Here is a 17589-nt window from a genome sequence, read left to right on the forward strand (position 1 = left end):
CCAAGGTTGACAGGCGTTTCGGACGCCTGGGAGACCCTGGTGATACAGGTACTGTGAGACCCCCTCTTGCCTGGTGCGCTGACTCAGCCCGGATCCACCGGCTTGATTCCCGGTTGATCGTTTCGGGGTCGTGCAGGCCGTGTTGGGGCTGAGTTGCGGATTCGGGCATGGGGTGGCCGCCGGTCTGCCCAGCTCTCCTCGCGGTGGAATCGACGTTCGCCTCCGGACATCCGCACATCGGAAATGCCGGATGTTTTGTGCCGCAGTACCACTCGGCCCGCTGATCGCGCGATATGCGGCTGTGTGCGGATGTTCGGACTGCGTCATCACCACCCACATTCCACTGGTTCAGAACCTCCAAGACCGCCTTCATCGGGCGGTCGCCGCAATCCACCGGAGTACCAGCTCGATCACCGACACACCGGCGTGTGCCTCGTATCGAATGTCGTGGCCATCAGGTGTTTGACTCATCCGGGAACGATCTTTCGATCGCATTTGCGGACGGTTGTTTACTTGCCTGCGGGATGGACCGTCAGGCACCGAGACAAGGAGTTCCGATGACTTCATCGTCACCGAACAGCAGCGGGAAGGTGCTCGTCGCCGCGCTCGCGTGGATCTCGCTGGTGCAGTACTTCGTGATGCTGATCGTCTCCGAAAGCCGGTGGACCACTCCCTATAGCCGGACCCGCTACGCCATCAGCGACCTCGGCGCGGTCACGTGCCATCATTCCGACCAAGTCGAGGCATGGGTGTGCTCGCCGTGGCATACGGCCACGAACGTGTCCTGGGTGATTGCCGGAGTGTGCCTGGCTGGGGGCGCGTTGCTCGGCCGCGGGGCGTTTCCCCGATCACGTGGGGTTCGCGTGGGCCTGGGCTTGTATGTGATATCCGGTCTCGGTCTGCTGCTGGTCGGGCTCAATCCCGAAGACACCAGTACCCCACTGCATGTCATCGGTTCCTTCACCGCGATCCTGGTCGGTCAAGCGGCCATACTCGTGCTCGGCCTGTCATTGCGACGCGCTCCGGGTTGGTCGCTCCTGGGCTGGGTGGGCGTGATCGCCGGAATCATCGCGGTCATCGCATCCGTCGCGATGATCGCCGAGCTCGGTGGCCCCGCGCACTTCGGCCTCCGGGAGCGCATCGCCGCCTTCCCCCTGGTGATCTGGCCGATCCTGCTGGGGCTGCGGATGGTCACCACGCGAGCACGACATAGCGGCACGCCCGCAGCATCTCTGGCCGACTCGGCCAGGTAATCCGCTGCGGCATAGCGCACCCGATCGACCCGAAGAAGTGGACGTTCGCGAGATCGACTGCCGCCCTCCGGTTGCAGCCGACCGGACGCGCGGGTCGCGGCATTATCGCTCACTCAGCCTGACTGAAGTCAGCTTGGACGGATGCGATGCATGCAGAACGTCTACGCTGATTTCCGGACGTCAGCCGCTCTCGGCGGAAAAGTCGGCCGCCAGTGCTCAATCCGAGATCATGTTGGCGCACGGCCTCGCCCCGCGCGCGTCAAGTCGAGACCGGCGCGACGGGGTGTCGGCTAGATGCGGAAGTTGCGAGGGTCGACCGACGGGGCCATGGACTGTGCCCTGCTGAACGCCGCACCGCGGGCGACTGCTCTGCACCGAGGAACTCATCGCTGAGGTGGTCGACGAGATCGATCGCCGGCTTGTCGGTGTTCGCGCGAACTTTGTTGGCGCACGGGACATTCACGGTGTCAGTCCGCATCGAATCGAGCTACGCTTCCGGGTCCATGGCCGACGGTGAGTCGGCCGGGAGGAGACCTTATGTCCGCGCGGCCCAGGATTTGGGAACGCCTCGCCAGCAGCTACGACGACCTCGAATGGAACCGCCGCACCGACCAGGAGATATATCTCGAAATACAGCGACAACGCCCGATGTGGCTGCGTATCGGCAACTTCTATAGGCGCAACCTGTCGCTGCTCCGAATGCTGCCGCCTGGTCAGCTCGTCCTATGGAAACTGGAGCACTTCGGCGACGATGCTGCCAACGCCGTGCGCATGCTGATCTCTTCCGGCCTGCAACCGGAATCGTTTGTCGCCGAACTCTTCGCATCGGGGCACACGATCGTGCCCTACACCTTCACCACCACCGGTCGCGATAATCTCGTACGGGACGTGCCGCTGCTACGCACCATGGATATCCAGATCCTGCCTCTGGCGCACAACATGCTGATCCGACGAGCCGGTCGTACCGAACTGCGGGCCAGTCTCGGGCTCGGCGAGGACGACATCTTGGTGGGCGCGGGCGGCCGGCTCTTCCCGGAAAAGGGCATCGACGAGATTGCCACCTGGTTCCTACGTCAGCGCATAGACGCGCATTTGTTGTGCAGTGCCATACCGGCGGATGACCGGCAGAGCGTCGAGTCGGTCCGCATCGATTGGCAAACACGTTCGGGGACAAGCGATTCAGCTCGACTACACCTCCGGTTCGGCCACTACGATCAGCCCGACTGGATGAGTTCTTTCTACGCGGCGATCGATGTCATGCTAGTCAATTCGATGACCGATTCGTGGGGTCGCATGGCGTCGGAGGCGATCACCCTCGGCGTACCGGCCATCGTGCGCCGAGCGGACTGCGGCACCAATGAACTGGCACCGAACGTTGTGCTCGTCAACGGGTTCGAGCAGTTGTCGACCGCCGAGTTCGCTGCCGCATTCGACCAGGCCCGGAAACGGGCATCACGATTACAGGAATACATGGCCGCCCATTACGACATCTCAGTCGTCCGCCGCCAGTTCCACGAGCTTCTTCGGGAGTATGTTCCCGCATCCCACCGTGCGGAATTCATCGACCTTGCCGCAGAACTACACCCGAGCGTCGACCGAATGCTGACATTCTGAACAGCTGGGCACCGGAAATCATTGCGTGCTAACGTCTTTGACTACCTACATGTTGCTCCGGTCGGTAGCTCAGTGTCGAGGGGAACCGCGCATCGTGTTCTGCTCGACCAACTGTAGAGGACCTGCCGTGACGGCTGACGAGCAACAGCTCAGTGTCCCGCTCTCCGAATACAGCCCTGTGCGTTCGGCCGCCACCCGGCCTGCTGGTCTGGTGGTGATCTGCTTGGGGTGGCCGTTGAGCCTGCTGTTGCTGTTCGCGGGTTACCATCGCCTGCTCCGAGCCGCCGGAGTGTCCGGCACCGCGCTGGTGACGGTGCTCGTGCTGTTCATCCCATTCGCGGTGTTCCTCAGCATCGGTGCGCACACCTGGTTCCTCGGTGCCCTCGCCCTGGCCCTGCGACGCCCTGCCAACGGATTGACCTGGCATGTGGTGCAGTCTCCCACGGAATTGACGGTGCGCTCGGCCATCGTCGTGCCGATCAAAAACGAGGACACAGCAGAGGTTTTCGGCAATATCGCCGCCATGCGGGAGTCGCTGCGAGATGCCGGCGCCGAGCACCTGTTCGACATTTACGTGGTCAGCAACTCCGACGATCCGAACTGTTGGGTCGAGGAGGAGCTGGCCTGGCAGCACGTGGCTGATTCCGCCGAAGGTCTCTACTACTGGCGGCGGCACCGTAAGAAGGGCAAGAAGCCTGCGAATATCGCCGAGTTCTGCGAAAGATGGGGCAGCCGTTACGAATACATGGTGATCCTGGATGCCGACAGCCTGATGACAGCGGAGTGCATGCTCGCCTTGGTCGGTCTCATGGAACACAACCCGCGCGCGGGGATAATGCAGACCGCCACCGACTATGTGAAAGGCCGGACGCTGTGGGCGCGCTTGCAGCAGTTCACCATCTTCAGTAACACCAGGATCATCCAATGGGGCGAACGGGTCTGGCAGGGCGGCGCGTGCCCCTACATCGGGCACAACGCGATCATTCGGATCGCGCCGTTCATGCAGCATTGCGGACTCCCGACGCTGCCGGGTAAACCACCCTTCGGCGGCGAGTTGCTCAGCCACGACTTCGTCGAGGCCGCGTTGTTGACTCGGGCCGGGTGGCAAGTGTGGCTGGTGCCCGAATTGGCAGGCTCTTACGAGGAATGCCCCGCCACGCTTCCGGAATACTTCCGGCGCGACCGCCGCTGGTTTCAGGGCGACTTCGTAAATTTGCGGCTGCTGTGGACGCCGAAACTCGCTCTCATCAGCAGGATCCGCTTCGCGACCGCCGCGCTGCGAGACATGTCGCCACCGGTACTGCTGGTTTTGAGTGCTGTCATCATCGGGTCGGCGCATGCGCCCGGCTATGCGGCCGGCGCGGTCGTCCTCCCGCTTCTCGCGTGGGACTTCGCGACTCGACAGTCCTGGGCGGGCGTCCCCGCCGTGGGATTCGGGATCTCGATCCGTTCCACAACTCCGCGCCGCACGCCACTGCTCGCCGCCCTCGGCAATGGGATACTCGATCAGCTGATCTGGCTGTTCAACACACCGAATCGGGTGCTCACACACGCGCTGTACGTGGTAGAAATTGCCGCCGGACGAGATATCGGCTGGACCACCTCGAGGCGGTCCGTCAACACCGCGCTCAGCCACGGAACGCGCCGGATCTATCTCTGCCACACCCTCTTCGGTATCGCAGCCGCGCTGCTACTGATCGCCACCGACTCCTGGGCCACCTGGTGGCTGGCACCGATACTGATCTGCTGGATCTGCACCATTCCCATTGCGCAAGTGTTTGATTCCTGTCGCGTCGGCGCGCTCGCCAGGCGTGCGGGAATACTGCGAACGCCAGAAGAGTATGAGACGCCTCGGATCATCGCCCGCTCCGAAGAACTAGCACGCACGCTCCGGCAGCAGCTCCCGGTATCGGCGTGGCAAACTGTGCTGCACGAGGATTCCGCGATCGCTGTGCATCGCGCGTTCCTGGCCCATTCGGCACCACTGACCCCTGACGAACGGACCGAGGCCGCCGCGGCGGCCGAGAAGTATCTCGGCGACCGGACGGCGGCAACACTGACCGAAACGGAGAAGTTCGCTCTACTTCGAGATCCATATCGGCTGTGGCACAACAACCCACCGTCGGCGTTGGCAATCCGATTCCCCGATCCCGTCCCGATGCCGATGCCCGTCCAGCAGCTCACCCGAAACTAGGCAGTGTCGCGAGCACAACTGCTGGGCAGCGTTTGTCCCTGGTTTTCCGCGCGGGTCGCGGCAATACAGGACGTTATGGGCACCGCATGCGAGCTTCAGCTCTTGATGGCTTCTGCGATCCGAAGGGCGGCCTGGCCCGGTGTCATGAGCGCGCTTTGCTGGTGCAGTGCAACCGTCGGCCTTGTAGGCTCCTGCTGTGGGTGTAGGTGGGGCGGGATCGACAGTGTCAGCAGGGCGGAAGAAGCGCTATTCACAAATCATGTGGGTTGCGACGCTGGTCGTCATCGGCCTGTACCTAGCTGCGTCGACCAGGTTGGTTGGCAGCAGAGACTTGAACGATCATGTGGCGACTCGCCTGAGTGCCTTCGCGATGATCGGCGCTGCCCTGGTGATGTTTCTTTCGGTTTTCGGGCAGGAACCGGCTGCGACACGTGGCCCGCGGAAACGCTGGACAAAGCGTCGCGTAGTTGTCCGTCTTGCCATCGCCTGCCCGCTCCTGGCCGGGGCTATTTGGTCGATGATCAGCTCGGGCACGCTCATGGGTCAGCTGATGTCGCAAACGACCGCCATCGCCGTCTTGCTCCTCCTCGCATGGAGCTCGACCGCGCCTCAGCGGCAATGATGCATTGTCCTTCGACGTGGTCCGAGTGCTCTCGGGCCGTTGATCTTCGGGCTGGTCGCGCGGCCGCTTCGGACCGCACGGCATTCGGCAATACCGTGTGTGGGCTTGCAGCTTCGTCCGGCTGCACCACCTCGGAATTGCATGGCTCAACTGGTCACCGCTCTGATGGTGTTCTCTGACAGCCGTGTTCAGAGGCGGGACCGGGTGAGCACGTCCTCAACAAACACGGATTTGGCTTCGGTGTATGCGACGCGGTCGGCACCGAACCGGAGAGCGTTGTCTTTCTTCAGTTGCGCGTAGGCGCGGGCAGTGTCCGGGTGGTTGCGCAGCGCGTTGCGGAACGTGACGTGGCGGTCGAGTTCACCGCTGTCGGCCGCACATACGTAGAGATGGTGAGCCGGGCGGTCGGGCGGAGTGATGAATGCTTCCCGCTGTGCAATGCCCTGGTTCCCTACGTGCTGGTAGCCGAGCGGCCACAATGACTCGGTGACGTCAGGAAGAAGGTCCCAGGACTCGATGACCACGTCGATGTCGATGATCGGTTTGGCTGTCAGGCCCGGAACCGCAGTGCTACCAACGTGTTCGATGCGCAGTGCGAGTGATCCGAGCGCGGTGGCGAGCTCACCGGCGAGTTCATCGAAGGTGATAGGCCACTGCGGATCGTACTCGGCGATCTCCACTCGAGCGTTCACGCGCACCTTCCCAAGTCTCGGCGAAATACGATACGCCATCGGGGGTGCGGTGCGGCTGACCAGCTGCCGGATGGCCTATTCGGCCCACGCGGTACGTGGCATTTCAGTGCGTCTGGCTGACCAACTCTAAAGTGCCCGACAGCTCCAACGGTACGTCGATGGCGTCTACCGGCAGACCTTCACGACGGCGGCATCGACCGGCACCTCCCGTAGGGTCGGTTGCGTCATGCTGATCTTCTTACTGGCGCTTGCGGGGTTCGCCTTCCTCGATTCCCTACATGTCCTGAACGTAGGGATCACCGCTGGGGTGGTCGTAGACAGCCGCCTGAGCCGTCGCTCGCCCGTCCCGGGAGCTTTGAGCTTCATCGCGGGAATCTTCGTCGCCACAACCGCTTTCGGCATCTGCACTGTCCTCGGACTGAGCTTCCTGACTGATCTGGTCGACTTCGACATCACGCCGACCGTTCGATACTGGGCCGAACTCGTCGTCGGCGTAATTCTCCTCATTCTCGGTGGCATCCGGCTGCCGAGTGGCTCGGTGGATGCGATGCCGTCCTGGGCGATAGAGGCACGCCGAAGACCTGCGCTGCTCGGCTTGGTAGGTGCCGGTGTTGGCATCGTGCAGGCACCGACCGCTGTCCCGTATTTGGCGGCGCTGGCGATGCTCTCAGTGCGAGAACCACGGCCAGCGCTGTGGCCCCTGATCGTGGGCGCGTATTGCCTGATCGCACTCTTGCCGCCGCTTGTGGTGCTGTTCACCGCGACACGACGCTCTGCCGGGGCGCAGCGGTTCTACCGCACGGTAGTCCGAGCGCTGAACCGCTTCGGCACGATATCGGTTCGCATCCTCTTCCTGATCTTCGGCGCCGTGCTCGTGTGGGACGCGCTCAGGAACTACTCGTCGCTATAGGAGGAACCGGGCGGGTACGCACGTATTGCGCATCTCCAGCGAACGCACGCAACTCGGCATGAGCGCGCACCAGGAAGCGCTGTTGGCCAACTAGTTTGGACGGCCGACCAACGCGCGGGTCGCGGCAATACCGGATGGCCTAGAAGGCCGAGGGTGGCGGCTCCGGGTTGTCGAGGCGGGGCGGTCGGACTTGGCGAAGTACGTTCCGTCCATCCACTCCTGCCAGCGGTCGCATTGGCTCAGCAGACCCTCGGCAGTCCATCCGCCGAGTTGCGCGAATTCTGACCTCGCTCGGCGCAGCGTGCCGGGCTGTTGCACCGTTGCTGTTGAGGTTCGCTCGCCTCCCACGGGTGTAGTCCGGTCACGCCAGGTACAGCGCGAGGTAGCCGCGGTCGTCGAGCGGCACGGTCGGCCTCGTGGTGTAGCGGGCCTTTTCTTCTTCTGCGCTGGTATCGAGTTCGACTACCGCAGTTTTTGGCTATCCCGGGTGTGTCGTCCGGTCCGGAATCGCTGCGGCAACGAATACGTGCTGGCGTGTGGCGGCGGGCGTCCCTCGACTGTCGCTACGGGCGTAGTACACGCGAGCAGACAAGAGCTGATCAGAAGGAGGACGCTGTCCAATGGATGTACTCAGGATTGTTTCAGCCGTCGTGACACACACGTTAGCGACGGTAGTCAGTGCGGGTATGGGGGCTGCCGCGCTGGCCGTCATCACCGCTCCTGTGTCGTCGACACCGATCCGGCTGGCCGACCACATCGTGGCGCGAAGCGCCGAACCTGCTACCAACAACGGATTTCCCGAAGGAAAGTTCCACATCAAACACCAGAAGACAGGATTGTGCCTGGCCTGGATTTTCTACGACCGTCGCAACAATCTCGGTATGTTCGACTGCAACACCAAAGATCAGCAGCAATTGTGGTATTTCGACACCAGCGGAAGCCACTACAGCGGACCGCGTAACCACTTGGCGAACGCCAAGGAAGGCAGCGACGGAGAACTCGCCCTCACCGTAGGGTCTGACTACAGTGAGCCTTTTTCATCCTTGTCGGGCAGTCCGGATTTCGCGATCCTGTAGCACGTGGATGGCCTTGACCAGCTGTCCGGCTTTGTCGGGGCAGCAGCGGAGTTTCCGCAGCACCCGCCAGCTCTTGAGCTGGGCGTTGGCTCGTTCGCCGCAGCCGCGTAGTCGTGCGTGCGCGCGGTTGGCGGCCTTCTGGGATTCCGGCTTGTTCTTACCCTTGTACGGGGTCAGCAGCGCGGTAGCGCCTTGATATCCCTTGTCCGCCAAGGTGATCCAGCCAGCGGCCTCGAGTTCGTGGCAGATCCGCCAGATCCAGGCCGCCTTCAGATCGTGCACGCTGCCGGGCAACGCGCCCGATACCCACGCGATGTCACCGTCAGGTGTCGCGATCACCTGCACGTTCATGCCGTGGTGGCGGTGTTTGCCCGAGTAGAACGGCCGATCCGCGGCCACTCGGTCGATAGCGATCAGCGTGCCATCCAGGATCAGGTAGGCATGTCCGTCAGTCCTGGCTTGCCGCAACGCCTTCCGCAGACCCACAGCACGCCCGGCCAGCAGTTCCACGGTTTCCTCGACATACCGCCACGCCGTCGTAGTCGACACCCCGAACCCGGCTCCCAGATCACCGAAAGTTTCGCCTTTACGCAGGTAAGCCAGCACCAGCAACACCTGCCGGCCCGGGTTCAACCGCCGCCACACCGACCCGATCGCGCCACGGTGTCGCCGGATCACCCCGGCCACGTAGTCGAGGGTCTGACGTGACAACGGCAGCGCGGCACGGTAGAAAAGCATCGAAGCCCTTGGTGTTCGGAGGTTGTGGTAAACAACCGATCTACCAGGGGCTTCGCCATACGTCCAGTCGAACTACCTTGCAGGGCAACAGATCCCGCAGTCCCGCATCAAGCAGGATGAAAAAGGCTCAGTACTAGCGCCCATCACAGCGGGCCTGCGTACGTTGAACTCATCGGCAATACCGCCAGCAACGCGACCGTGTGGCAGACCGAGGACGGTTTCCTGTTCGAGCAGGGAAATCCTGAGCGTGTGCTCACTTGGGAGCCCCCCTACGAAGACAGGACAGCATTCGGGGATGCGGGCCCTGTGCAACACCCTGAGCGTTGGGTGATGGCCGAGCGCAAGACAGATGCACCGGAGCAACACTGGATTCTGGGCGACAAGAAGTGAGTGTGTAATCGACTGGTTAGGTCCCGCCCGTGTGCGAGCACACGAAACGGCGCGCCGCAACCTATCATCATCCCGTTACGGTGACCTCAAAATTCGTCCGCATCAACATCTTCCGATCGGGGCCGGTGACGGGATCCGCCGATGAGTGGTCTCGCAGGTGACCTGCACAACCACACATCAGAACAGAACCGCAGCAACCGCACTCAACGGGGTGACGTCCCTACGTCACCCCGTTGGTTGTCCGAGGAACGTCCGCTATTCAGCTACCGGATATGTGAATGCCGGAGGCTGCCAATCCGCCCTCCGATCGCATCGGGTTGACATCCTGTAATCGGCATGTGCGCGCGTTGAGTTGTCATGTGCCCGAGGCCATATAGGCGGCGAGGATGTAGTTCGGGTGCTGGAGGCGGGCGGGGCAAGTACGTGGTCAGGATCAACTGAGACTTAATACTGCAACGACACTCAGTTGAGTAGTTGCTGGTAGTTCTGTTGTGTGGTGTTGGATCGTGTTGTGGCGGAGTTTGATTCGTTGATGAGCAGGATCGGGGCCCGGTTCACGCGGTCTGAGCCGCGTGCTCGGGCGGGTGAATATGTGTCGGGGCTGGTCGCGGGTCTGGAACGCAAGAACGGGTGGACCGTGGCCGAGCATGCCGGGGAGGCAGGCCCACAGGGGATGCAGCGGTTGTTGCGGAAGGCGGACTGGGATGTCGAGGGTGTGCGCGACGACGTGCGTGATTACGTCATCGAACATCTCGGTGATCCGGAGGCGGTGCTGGCAGCCGATGAGACCGGGTTCCTGAAGAAGGGTGTGAAATCGGCTGGGGTGCAACGGCAGTACTCGGGAACGGCCGGACGCACCGAGAACTGCCAGATCGGAGTGTTTCTGGCGTATGCGTCCACGCACGGGCACGCGTTGATCGATCGGGAACTGTATCTGCCCCAGTCGTGGACCGGTGACCGTGACCGCTGCCGGGGCGCGGGCATCCCTGACGAGGTCGAGTTCGCCACCAAACCGCGGCAGGTGATCGCCATGCTGGAGCGGATACTCGCCGCCGGGGTGCCGTTTCGATGGTTCACCGCCGACGAAGCCTACGGCCAGGCTGGTTACCTGCGTGACTGGCTCGAAGAACGTGACGTGTTCTATGTGATGGCCACCCGATGCGATCAGCAGATCACCACCCGCGCCGACCGCAGTGCCCGCGCTGACGCCCTGGTCGCCGAGTTCAAGGCTTCGACGTGGCAGCGGCTCTCGGTCGGTGCCGGCGCGCACGGGCCCCGGGAATTCGACTGGGCGCGCCGCCAGATCGAGGGCACCTGGGCAGGTGGGCGCGGGCACTGGCTGCTGGCGCGGCGCAGCATCAGCAACCCGACCGAGATCGCCTACTACCTCTGCTACGGCCCAGCCTCGGCGCGGCTGGTCGATCTGGCCTTCACGGCCGGGTCTCGCTGGCACATCGAGGAAGCGTTCCAACAAGCCAAGGGCGAGGCCGGACTCGACCACTACCAGGTCCGATCCTGGCGGGCCTGGTACGCCCACATCACCCTGTCGATGCTCGCCCTGGCCTGGCTGGCCGCGTCCAAAGCCATTGCCGCAAAAGGGGACTCGTCGACCACGACGAAGGCATGATCGCGCTGACACTACCGGAGATCCGCCGACTACTCGTCGCACTCGTCCTCACCCGCCACCATGACACCGATCACACCTGGGCCTGGTCGAGATGGCGACGCCGCCGCCAATACCAAGCCCGCCTCTCCCACTACCGACGCCGCGGACACCCCCTCAACTGAGTGTCGTTGCAGTATTAACAGACCGGATCCCCGCCCCACCCCACCAACTGGCGGGGCATCCTGGCCCGCATCCCGGACATCGAGGCCCGGGTGCTGCGCCGGGCCGAGTCCGAAGGCGAGCTGTGGTCGGAGTGGGAGATGACGGGTACCGGGCCCGATGGCGTACCGGCCGTCCTAGGAGAACCGCCATCATGATCATCCGGGACAGGCGGATCGCGGCGACGCGGTTCTACCTCGCCCCTATTCCCACCGCGTAGCGGGCGGGAGCGGGGCACCGCCGGGTGGGGGATCCACGCGGCACTACGTCGTCGACCCGGACAGCGCGGCTGGATCGCGTGGTCGATCTGCCCGGCCGCTGCCATGGGCCTGATGCGGGGCCCAACCATCGCGCAACGACGCGGAGCGGATACCGATGGCGGAGAAGATCTTTCAGGCGGAACCGCCATCCAGGATTCGGACCACGCAGGAGTCTTGCGTAGTTAATATTAACTATGCAAGACTCAAGGTATGAACAGCATGGCTTACCTCGCCCAGACCTCAGTCCCTTTGTTCTGGCCGCTGGTCGCGGTCGTCGGCGCGCTCGTCGCTACCCGACATAGTCCTTCTCGCGCAGCCGCGTTGGAGACCTGGCAGCGGTGGTGGGCTGTGGTCGCGCTCGGCTTCGGCAGCCTGTGGATGACGTTCACGTTCCTCACGGTTCCGGAGGTCATGGCCACCGCGATCGGTTTCGACTCGACCCCGTTCCAGTTCGAGATCGCCTTCGCCAACCTCGGACTTGCGGTCATGGGTTTCCGTGCGGTCTCGGCCTCGGCTCGTGAGCGGATCACGATCGGTCTGGGAGCCGGAATGTTTTTGTGGGGCGCGCTGATCGGCCACGTCTACCAGTGGTTCGCCCACGGTGACCACGCTCCCGGCAACACCGGTGGCGTTCTGGTCTGCGATCTGCTGTTCCCCGCGGTCATGATCGCCCTCGCCTACCGCGCCCAACGACTGTCCACACAGCAGCCTGGGACGTCAACGCTGTTGTCCAGCAGCATGAGTGACTCATCGCACGCAGCCGGGAGCAGGCGGGCATGAACACGGCAATCGTGATCGGCGGCGGAATCGGCGGGTTGAGCGCGGCACTCGGCCTCGAGCGCGCCGGCTGGCGGGTGACGGTGCTGGAACGGGCGGAGCAGTTCCGCCCGGTCGGCGCCGGGTTGATGCTGGCACCCAACGCGGTGCGAGCGCTGAACTGGCTGGGACTGGCCGAAGAGCTCCGGTCGCTGGACGCCGCGCGGGGCGCCACGGGGATTCGGACCGCATCGGGGAGGTGGCTGTTGCGCGGCGATGTCACCGAGGTCGTCCGCCGGTTCGGTGTCTCCGGGTACATGCTGCACCGGGCCGACGCACACGCCGTGCTGATCGGGGCGCTGCGGCATACCAACCTGCGCACCGGCCACCAGGTCACCGAGGTGGATCCCGACGCGGGCGCCGTGACGTTCCGGCGTCCCACCGGCGAAACCGCAACGCTCGGTGCGGAACTCATCGTCGCCGCGGACGGCATCGCCAGTCCGACACGGGCTCGGCTGTTTCCCGACCATCCGGGACCGGTCTACGCCGGGTACCTCGCCTGGCGCGGCGTGGTACCCGCCGAGGCCGCCGCCGACATCGAAGTGGGCCGCTCGTTGATCGAAAGCTGGGGGCGGGGTCGGCGATTCGGCGTCATGCCGCTCACCGATGGACGGGTCTACTGGTACGCCACGCTGTCGGCCCCACCGAACTCCCACGCCCACGCGAACATCGACACGGTCGCGCGACTCTTCCGCGACTGGCACGACCCGATCCCCCGCCTGATCGCCGCCACCCCCCTGAAATCGCTACTGCGACACGACATCTACTCCCTCGAAACACCGCTGCCCAGCTACGCAACCGGCCGGGTAATCCTGCTCGGTGACGCCGCGCACGCGATCACCCCCGACCTCGGGCAGGGCGCGGCACAGGCGCTGGAGGACGCCGCGACGCTGAACGCGCTCGCCACCACCGAGTCCACCGTGGAATCCGTGATAGCCGACTACGACCTGGCGCGGCGTGGCCGCACCCAGCAACTGGCGCGGGCCTCCGCTGCGGCCGGGCGGGTCGCGCAATGGCGCAATCCGCTGAAGGTCGCGTTCCGGAACACCCTCGTGTGGCTGACACCGCGCTCCTCGTACCTGAATTCGTTGCGCGACACGTTCTCCTGGACGCCCGAGACCGCGGCCGGAGACACAGCTGCGCCCTCGATGGCCGCACCATCCGAGGCGGGCAACTGATGCGCACGGTCCTGGTGCTGTTCGACAGCCTCAACCGCCGGTTCCTGCCGCCCTACAGTGCCGATTGGGTACACGCCCCGAACTTCACCCGGCTCGCCGCGCACACCGTGCGATTCGACAACTGCTACGGCGGCTCGATGCCGTGCATGCCCGCCCGCCGCGAGATGCACACCGGCCGCCACAACTTCCTGCACCGTTCCTGGGGCCCCTTGGAACCCTTCGACGACTCCGTGCCGGAGTTGCTGTCCGCGGCGGGGGTCTACTCGCATCTGGTCACCGACCATCCGCACTACTGGGAGGACGGCGGAGCGACATACCACAGCCGATTCCGCACCTTCGAGTTCTTCCGCGGGCAGGAGGGCGACGCGTGGAAGGGGCAGGTCGCCGATCCACCGCAACCGCAGAGCCCGCGCCGGGTCCGAAACCAGCTGTGGCGGCAGGATCTCGTCAACCGGCAGTACCTGACCGAACCGGCCGATCACCCGCAGATCCGGACGGTGCACGCCGGCCTCGAGTTCCTCCGCACCAATCACGCCGAGGACGCGTGGTTCCTGCAGATCGAGTGCTTCGACCCGCACGAACCTTACTTCTCCCACCGTGAATTCCAGCGCCACTATCCCGCGCTGGACGCGGCGGGGCAGTCACCGGCGTGGCCCGACTACAAGCGAGTGGCCGAAGATCCGGAAACCGTGGACCGTGCGCGGGCCGAGTACGCCGCGCTGCTGACGATGTGCGACGCGTCGCTGGGTCGCGTCCTCGACGTCTTCGACGAGCTCGACCTGTGGGACGACACACTGCTGATCGTCTGCACCGACCACGGGTTCCTGCTCGGCGAGCACGGCTGGTGGGGCAAGAACGTACAGCCCTGGTACGACGAGAACATCCACACGCCACTGTTCGTCTGGGATCCGGTGGCCCGGACGAAAGCAGGCACCTGCCGGGAACTGGTTCAGACCATCGACTTCGGCCCCACCCTGCTGGACTTCTTCGGTCTCCAGCCGACCGCGGATATGCAAGGCCGGTCCCTGCTTGCGCTGCTGCGCGACCCGGTGCCGGGCAAGCACCGAGCGGGGGCGTTGTTCGGGATCTTCGGCGGGCACGTCAATGTCACCGACGGGCGGTACGTGTACCTGCGGGCTCCGGCCGCGCCGGGCAACGCGCCGCTGTTCGAGCACACGCTGATGCCCACGCACATGGCATCCCGTTTCACCCCGGCCGAACTGGAGAACGCACAGTTGGTCGGCCCGCTCCCGTTCACCAAGAACGTCCCGGTGCTGCGCGTCCCCGGGTTCGCCGTCGGCGACCCGTTCGATTTCGGCACGGCCCTGTTCGATCTGGAAAGCGATCCCCGCCAAGCGAATCCGATGATCGACGACGACCTCGAACTGCGGATGATCGACCTCTTGCTGGAACTCATGCGGGCGAACAACGCGCCGGATTCCCAGTTCACCCGCCTCGGACTTCCCGTCGAGGGGCCCGCCGATTCCCGGCACCTACTGGCCCGGACTCAACTGCGCGCTTACCAGGAAGCCGTTGCCCCGCTACCGATTCCGGCGGACTTCCCCACCGGGCGACCGGGGGTGAACACGCCGATCACCGAACTCCTCGCCACCGCGGGCGCCCGCGCGATCGTCGAGGCCGCGCTCGGACCCGCGATCACCCGCATTGCCGAGCAGACCAGCTCGGTCACCCTTCTGGACCTGGCCGATTTCACCCCGGTGCTGACCAGGCGAACCCTGCACCAGCTCGATCGGGCACTGGCCGAAAGCTGACCGGTCCCCCACCACCCTCAGTGAGGTATTCCGTTGACAGACATCGTCATACCGGCGTCCCCGGCAACCACCGGCACCCCGGTGATCGTCCCCGGCCGCTGGCGCAAACTCGCCCTCGTCGTCGCTCCGCTCTGGGCCGACAACAACGAATCAAGTGTGCTCAGCACCCTCGCCCCGGTCATCGTCCAGGCGGTGGCCGCGCCCGCGGCCGCGGTCGGCTACCTGACCTCCATCGGGAAGTTCATCAGCATCGTCTTCGGGCCGCTGTGGGCGTGGGTCGCGCGCAGGACCAACCGCAAGATCGCGTTCGCCGTGGCCTCCGGACTCGCCGGAATCGCCACCGCCGCAACCGGTCTCGCGCAGAGCTACACCCAGCTCATCGTCCTGTACGGAGTGTCGGCCGTGTTCATCGCCGCGGCACTGCCGATCGCCAGCGAAATCACCGCCGATCTGTTCGACGATGCCGCGCGCGGTCGCGCCAATGGTTACACCTGGGGCGCGATCTCGCTCCTCGGCTCGGTGCTCGGACCGGTCATCGGGCAGTTGTCCCGCGTGCCCGACGGCTGGCGTTACGGATTCTTCGCCTGGGGTGCCGTCACCGTGCTCACCGCCGTGCTGCTGGCCGTGTTCTTCACCGACCCCGCCGTCGGCGCCAGCGAGATCGCCACGCCGACCGCCCGGCAGGCCGAGGACAGCCGGATCACCTGGACCAAGGTCCGGCAGATGCTCCGGATCCCCACCTTCGTCCTGATGCTGATCCAGCGGCTCATCTCGGGTCACCTGCTGATCATGAGCTTCGGCATCGTCTTCCTGGTCCACACCTACGGCTTTACCACCGCGGTCGCGTCCATCGTCACCCTGCCCTTCGGCATCGGCTATCTGCTCGGCACCTTCGGCGGCAGCCTGGCCACCGACTTCCTGCAAAGCCGGCTGCCCAGGATCGGCCGTATCATCGTCCTGCAGTTCGCCCAGCTCGGCTTCGGTGTCGTCGCGGTGGTGGGTACCCAGCACGACTGGGGTGGCATCGAAGTCTTCGCCGGATTCTGGGCGGTGCTCGGCTTCATGCAGGGCCTCAACCCCGGGGTGAACCGGCCCATCGTGGCCGCCGTCGTACCGCCCGAAATGCGTGGCGCCGCCTTCGCGCTCCTGCTGTCAGTGTTCGAAGCCCTCGCCTACGCACTGTTCAACCTCGCCGCCGGCCTGCTCACCGATGTGATCGGCCTACGCGGCGTAATGCTCTGGATCCCAGGCATTCTCATGCTCGTCAACGCCGCCTTCTGCACCCTTCTCTATCGCACCTATCCCCGCGATGTCGAACGGCAACGCGCCCTCTTGATCGAGCAAGCCCGACCCGCGGCGGCCGGATGAACCCCGCCCGGCACCCGATCGAACAGGCAGACCTGCCCGGCGGGACCTTCGCGATGGGTGACCCACACCGCGACGGATTCCACGCCGACGGGGAGACACCCGTACACACCGTGGAACTCTCGCCGTTCACGATCGACACGACCACCGTCACCAATGCCGCCTTCGCGACCTTCGTCGAACAGACCGGGTACGAAACCGACGCGGAAAAGTTCGGGTACTCCGCCGTGTTCCACCTCGTGCTGGCCGCCGACGAGACAGAACTCATCCGCCCCACCACGGGTACGCCCTGGTGGATAGGGGTACGGGGAGCGAACTGGCGGCACCCACAGGGACGGCATTCCGGCATCGACGACCGTGGCGATCATCCGGTCGTGCAGGTCTCCTGGCACGACGCCGTCGCCTACTGCGACTGGGCCGGCCGTCGACTCCCGACCGAAGCGGAGTGGGAATTCGCTGCGCGCGGTGGCCTGCCCGGGGCCCGCTATCCGTGGGGTGACGAACCACCGGATGCCGGCGGCCGGTGGCGGGCGAACATCTGGTCGGGCACCTTCCCAACCACCATGCAGGAGAACGAATTCCACACCACCGCACCGGTGCGCACCTACCGTCCCAACGGGTACGGACTCTGGCAAACAGCCGGAAACGTCTGGGAGTGGTGCGCCGACCACTTCTCCCCCAACACCTACACCCACGACGCCCGAGCGGGCCACGTTCGCGATCCGCAAGGCCCCGCAACCGGACATTCGCGAGTCCTGCGCGGCGGCTCATACCTCTGCCACGACAGCTACTGCACCAGATACCGCACCGCCGCCCGATCCTCGAACACCCCGGATTCCACCATGGGCAACGCCGGCTTCCGCACCGCCGCCACCTTGTGAGCC

General features: G+C 64.7%; 15 protein-coding genes. 13 read left to right on the top strand and 2 right to left on the bottom strand.

Annotated elements, in window-relative coordinates; all coding sequences use genetic code 11:
• Nucleotides 1–557: 557 nt before the first annotated feature.
• The 4 genes from ACQPW1_RS29560 (at nt 558) to ACQPW1_RS29575 (ending at nt 5683) form a co-directional block, all read left to right on the top strand.
• Nucleotides 558–1253 (top strand): DUF998 domain-containing protein, encoded by a 696-nt coding sequence (locus tag ACQPW1_RS29560; protein ID WP_433655060.1) that lies wholly within the window; start codon nt 558–560, stop codon nt 1251–1253.
• Nucleotides 1254–1790: 537 nt separating this feature from the next.
• A complete protein-coding gene (locus ACQPW1_RS29565; protein WP_433655061.1) occupies nt 1791–2867 on the top strand; it encodes a hypothetical protein in 1077 nt (358 codons plus the stop codon).
• A 127-nt stretch (nt 2868–2994) separates the two neighbouring features.
• Complete coding sequence (gene mdoH, locus ACQPW1_RS29570; protein ID WP_433655062.1) at nt 2995–5061, top strand: glucans biosynthesis glucosyltransferase MdoH; 2067 nt, start codon at nt 2995–2997, stop codon at nt 5059–5061.
• A 259-nt stretch (nt 5062–5320) separates the two neighbouring features.
• Nucleotides 5321–5683, top strand: a complete 363-nt coding sequence (locus ACQPW1_RS29575) for a hypothetical protein (protein ID WP_433655063.1) — start codon at nt 5321–5323, stop codon at nt 5681–5683.
• A 188-nt stretch (nt 5684–5871) separates the two neighbouring features.
• Here ACQPW1_RS29575 and ACQPW1_RS29580 read toward each other — a convergent pair whose 3' ends face one another.
• Nucleotides 5872–6375, bottom strand: coding sequence for a GrpB family protein (locus tag ACQPW1_RS29580; protein ID WP_433655064.1), 504 nt, complete (start codon nt 6373–6375; stop codon nt 5872–5874).
• Nucleotides 6376–6601: 226 nt separating this feature from the next.
• Between ACQPW1_RS29580 and ACQPW1_RS29585 the strand changes: the two genes are divergently transcribed.
• Nucleotides 6602–7285, top strand: coding sequence for a GAP family protein (locus tag ACQPW1_RS29585; RefSeq protein WP_433655065.1), 684 nt, complete (start codon nt 6602–6604; stop codon nt 7283–7285).
• 620 nt (nt 7286–7905) lie between these two features.
• A complete protein-coding gene (locus ACQPW1_RS29590; RefSeq protein ID WP_433655066.1) occupies nt 7906–8361 on the top strand; it encodes a hypothetical protein in 456 nt (151 codons plus the stop codon).
• Here the strand turns inward: ACQPW1_RS29590 and ACQPW1_RS29595 are convergent.
• Nucleotides 8323–9099 (bottom strand): transposase family protein, encoded by a 777-nt coding sequence (locus ACQPW1_RS29595; protein ID WP_433655067.1) that lies wholly within the window; start codon nt 9097–9099, stop codon nt 8323–8325. The genes ACQPW1_RS29590 and ACQPW1_RS29595 overlap by 39 nt on opposite strands.
• 883 nt (nt 9100–9982) lie before the next feature.
• Between ACQPW1_RS29595 and ACQPW1_RS29600 the strand changes: the two genes are divergently transcribed.
• The 7 genes from ACQPW1_RS29600 to ACQPW1_RS29630 all read left to right on the top strand — a co-directional run bounded on the left by ACQPW1_RS29600 (nt 9983) and on the right by ACQPW1_RS29630 (nt 17586).
• Entirely contained in the window at nt 9983–11116 is a 1134-nt protein-coding gene (locus ACQPW1_RS29600) for an IS701 family transposase (protein ID WP_433654850.1), read from the top strand.
• Nucleotides 11113–11277, top strand: a complete 165-nt coding sequence (locus ACQPW1_RS29605; RefSeq protein ID WP_433654852.1) for a hypothetical protein — start codon at nt 11113–11115, stop codon at nt 11275–11277. The genes ACQPW1_RS29600 and ACQPW1_RS29605 overlap by 4 nt, the downstream gene beginning before the upstream one ends.
• A 507-nt stretch (nt 11278–11784) precedes the next feature.
• Nucleotides 11785–12354: a DUF6790 family protein gene (locus ACQPW1_RS29610; RefSeq protein ID WP_433655068.1), complete on the top strand. Its 570-nt coding sequence runs from the start codon at nt 11785–11787 to the stop codon at nt 12352–12354.
• Nucleotides 12351–13568, top strand: coding sequence for an FAD-dependent oxidoreductase (locus ACQPW1_RS29615; RefSeq protein WP_433655069.1), 1218 nt, complete (start codon nt 12351–12353; stop codon nt 13566–13568). Before ACQPW1_RS29610 ends, ACQPW1_RS29615 begins: the two co-directional genes overlap by 4 nt.
• Nucleotides 13568–15340 carry a sulfatase-like hydrolase/transferase gene (locus ACQPW1_RS29620; RefSeq protein ID WP_433655070.1) on the top strand — a complete coding sequence of 591 codons (1773 nt, stop codon included), beginning with the start codon at nt 13568–13570 and terminating at the stop codon, nt 15338–15340. Before ACQPW1_RS29615 ends, ACQPW1_RS29620 begins: the two co-directional genes overlap by 1 nt.
• Nucleotides 15341–15373: 33 nt before the next feature.
• On the top strand, nt 15374–16708 hold the full coding sequence (locus ACQPW1_RS29625; protein WP_433655071.1) for an MFS transporter: 1335 nt from the start codon (nt 15374–15376) through the stop codon (nt 16706–16708).
• Nucleotides 16705–17586 carry a formylglycine-generating enzyme family protein gene (locus ACQPW1_RS29630; RefSeq protein ID WP_433655072.1) on the top strand — a complete coding sequence of 294 codons (882 nt, stop codon included), beginning with the start codon at nt 16705–16707 and terminating at the stop codon, nt 17584–17586. The genes ACQPW1_RS29625 and ACQPW1_RS29630 overlap by 4 nt, the downstream gene beginning before the upstream one ends.
• Nucleotides 17587–17589: the final 3 nt, after the last annotated feature.

Source organism: Nocardia sp. CA-128927 (assembly GCF_050955855.1).
Lineage (GTDB): Bacteria > Actinomycetota > Actinomycetes > Mycobacteriales > Mycobacteriaceae > Nocardia.

Bases quoted from the DNA above. Each gene is read 5' to 3' on its own strand.
- ACQPW1_RS29560 (WP_433655060.1), top strand. From the start codon at position 558: ATGACTTCATCGTCACCGAACAGCAGCGGGAAGGTGCTCGTCGCCGCG.
- ACQPW1_RS29565 (WP_433655061.1), top strand. From the start codon at position 1,791: ATGTCCGCGCGGCCCAGGATTTGGGAACGCCTCGCCAGCAGCTACGAC.
- ACQPW1_RS29575 (WP_433655063.1), top strand. From the start codon at position 5,321: ATGTGGGTTGCGACGCTGGTCGTCATCGGCCTGTACCTAGCTGCGTCG.
- ACQPW1_RS29585 (WP_433655065.1), top strand. From the start codon at position 6,602: ATGCTGATCTTCTTACTGGCGCTTGCGGGGTTCGCCTTCCTCGATTCC.
- ACQPW1_RS29590 (WP_433655066.1), top strand. From the start codon at position 7,906: ATGGATGTACTCAGGATTGTTTCAGCCGTCGTGACACACACGTTAGCG.
- ACQPW1_RS29595 (WP_433655067.1), bottom strand. From the start codon at position 9,099: ATGCTTTTCTACCGTGCCGCGCTGCCGTTGTCACGTCAGACCCTCGAC.
- ACQPW1_RS29605 (WP_433654852.1), top strand. From the start codon at position 11,113: ATGATCGCGCTGACACTACCGGAGATCCGCCGACTACTCGTCGCACTC.
- ACQPW1_RS29610 (WP_433655068.1), top strand. From the start codon at position 11,785: ATGAACAGCATGGCTTACCTCGCCCAGACCTCAGTCCCTTTGTTCTGG.
- ACQPW1_RS29615 (WP_433655069.1), top strand. From the start codon at position 12,351: ATGAACACGGCAATCGTGATCGGCGGCGGAATCGGCGGGTTGAGCGCG.
- ACQPW1_RS29620 (WP_433655070.1), top strand. From the start codon at position 13,568: ATGCGCACGGTCCTGGTGCTGTTCGACAGCCTCAACCGCCGGTTCCTG.
- ACQPW1_RS29630 (WP_433655072.1), top strand. From the start codon at position 16,705: ATGAACCCCGCCCGGCACCCGATCGAACAGGCAGACCTGCCCGGCGGG.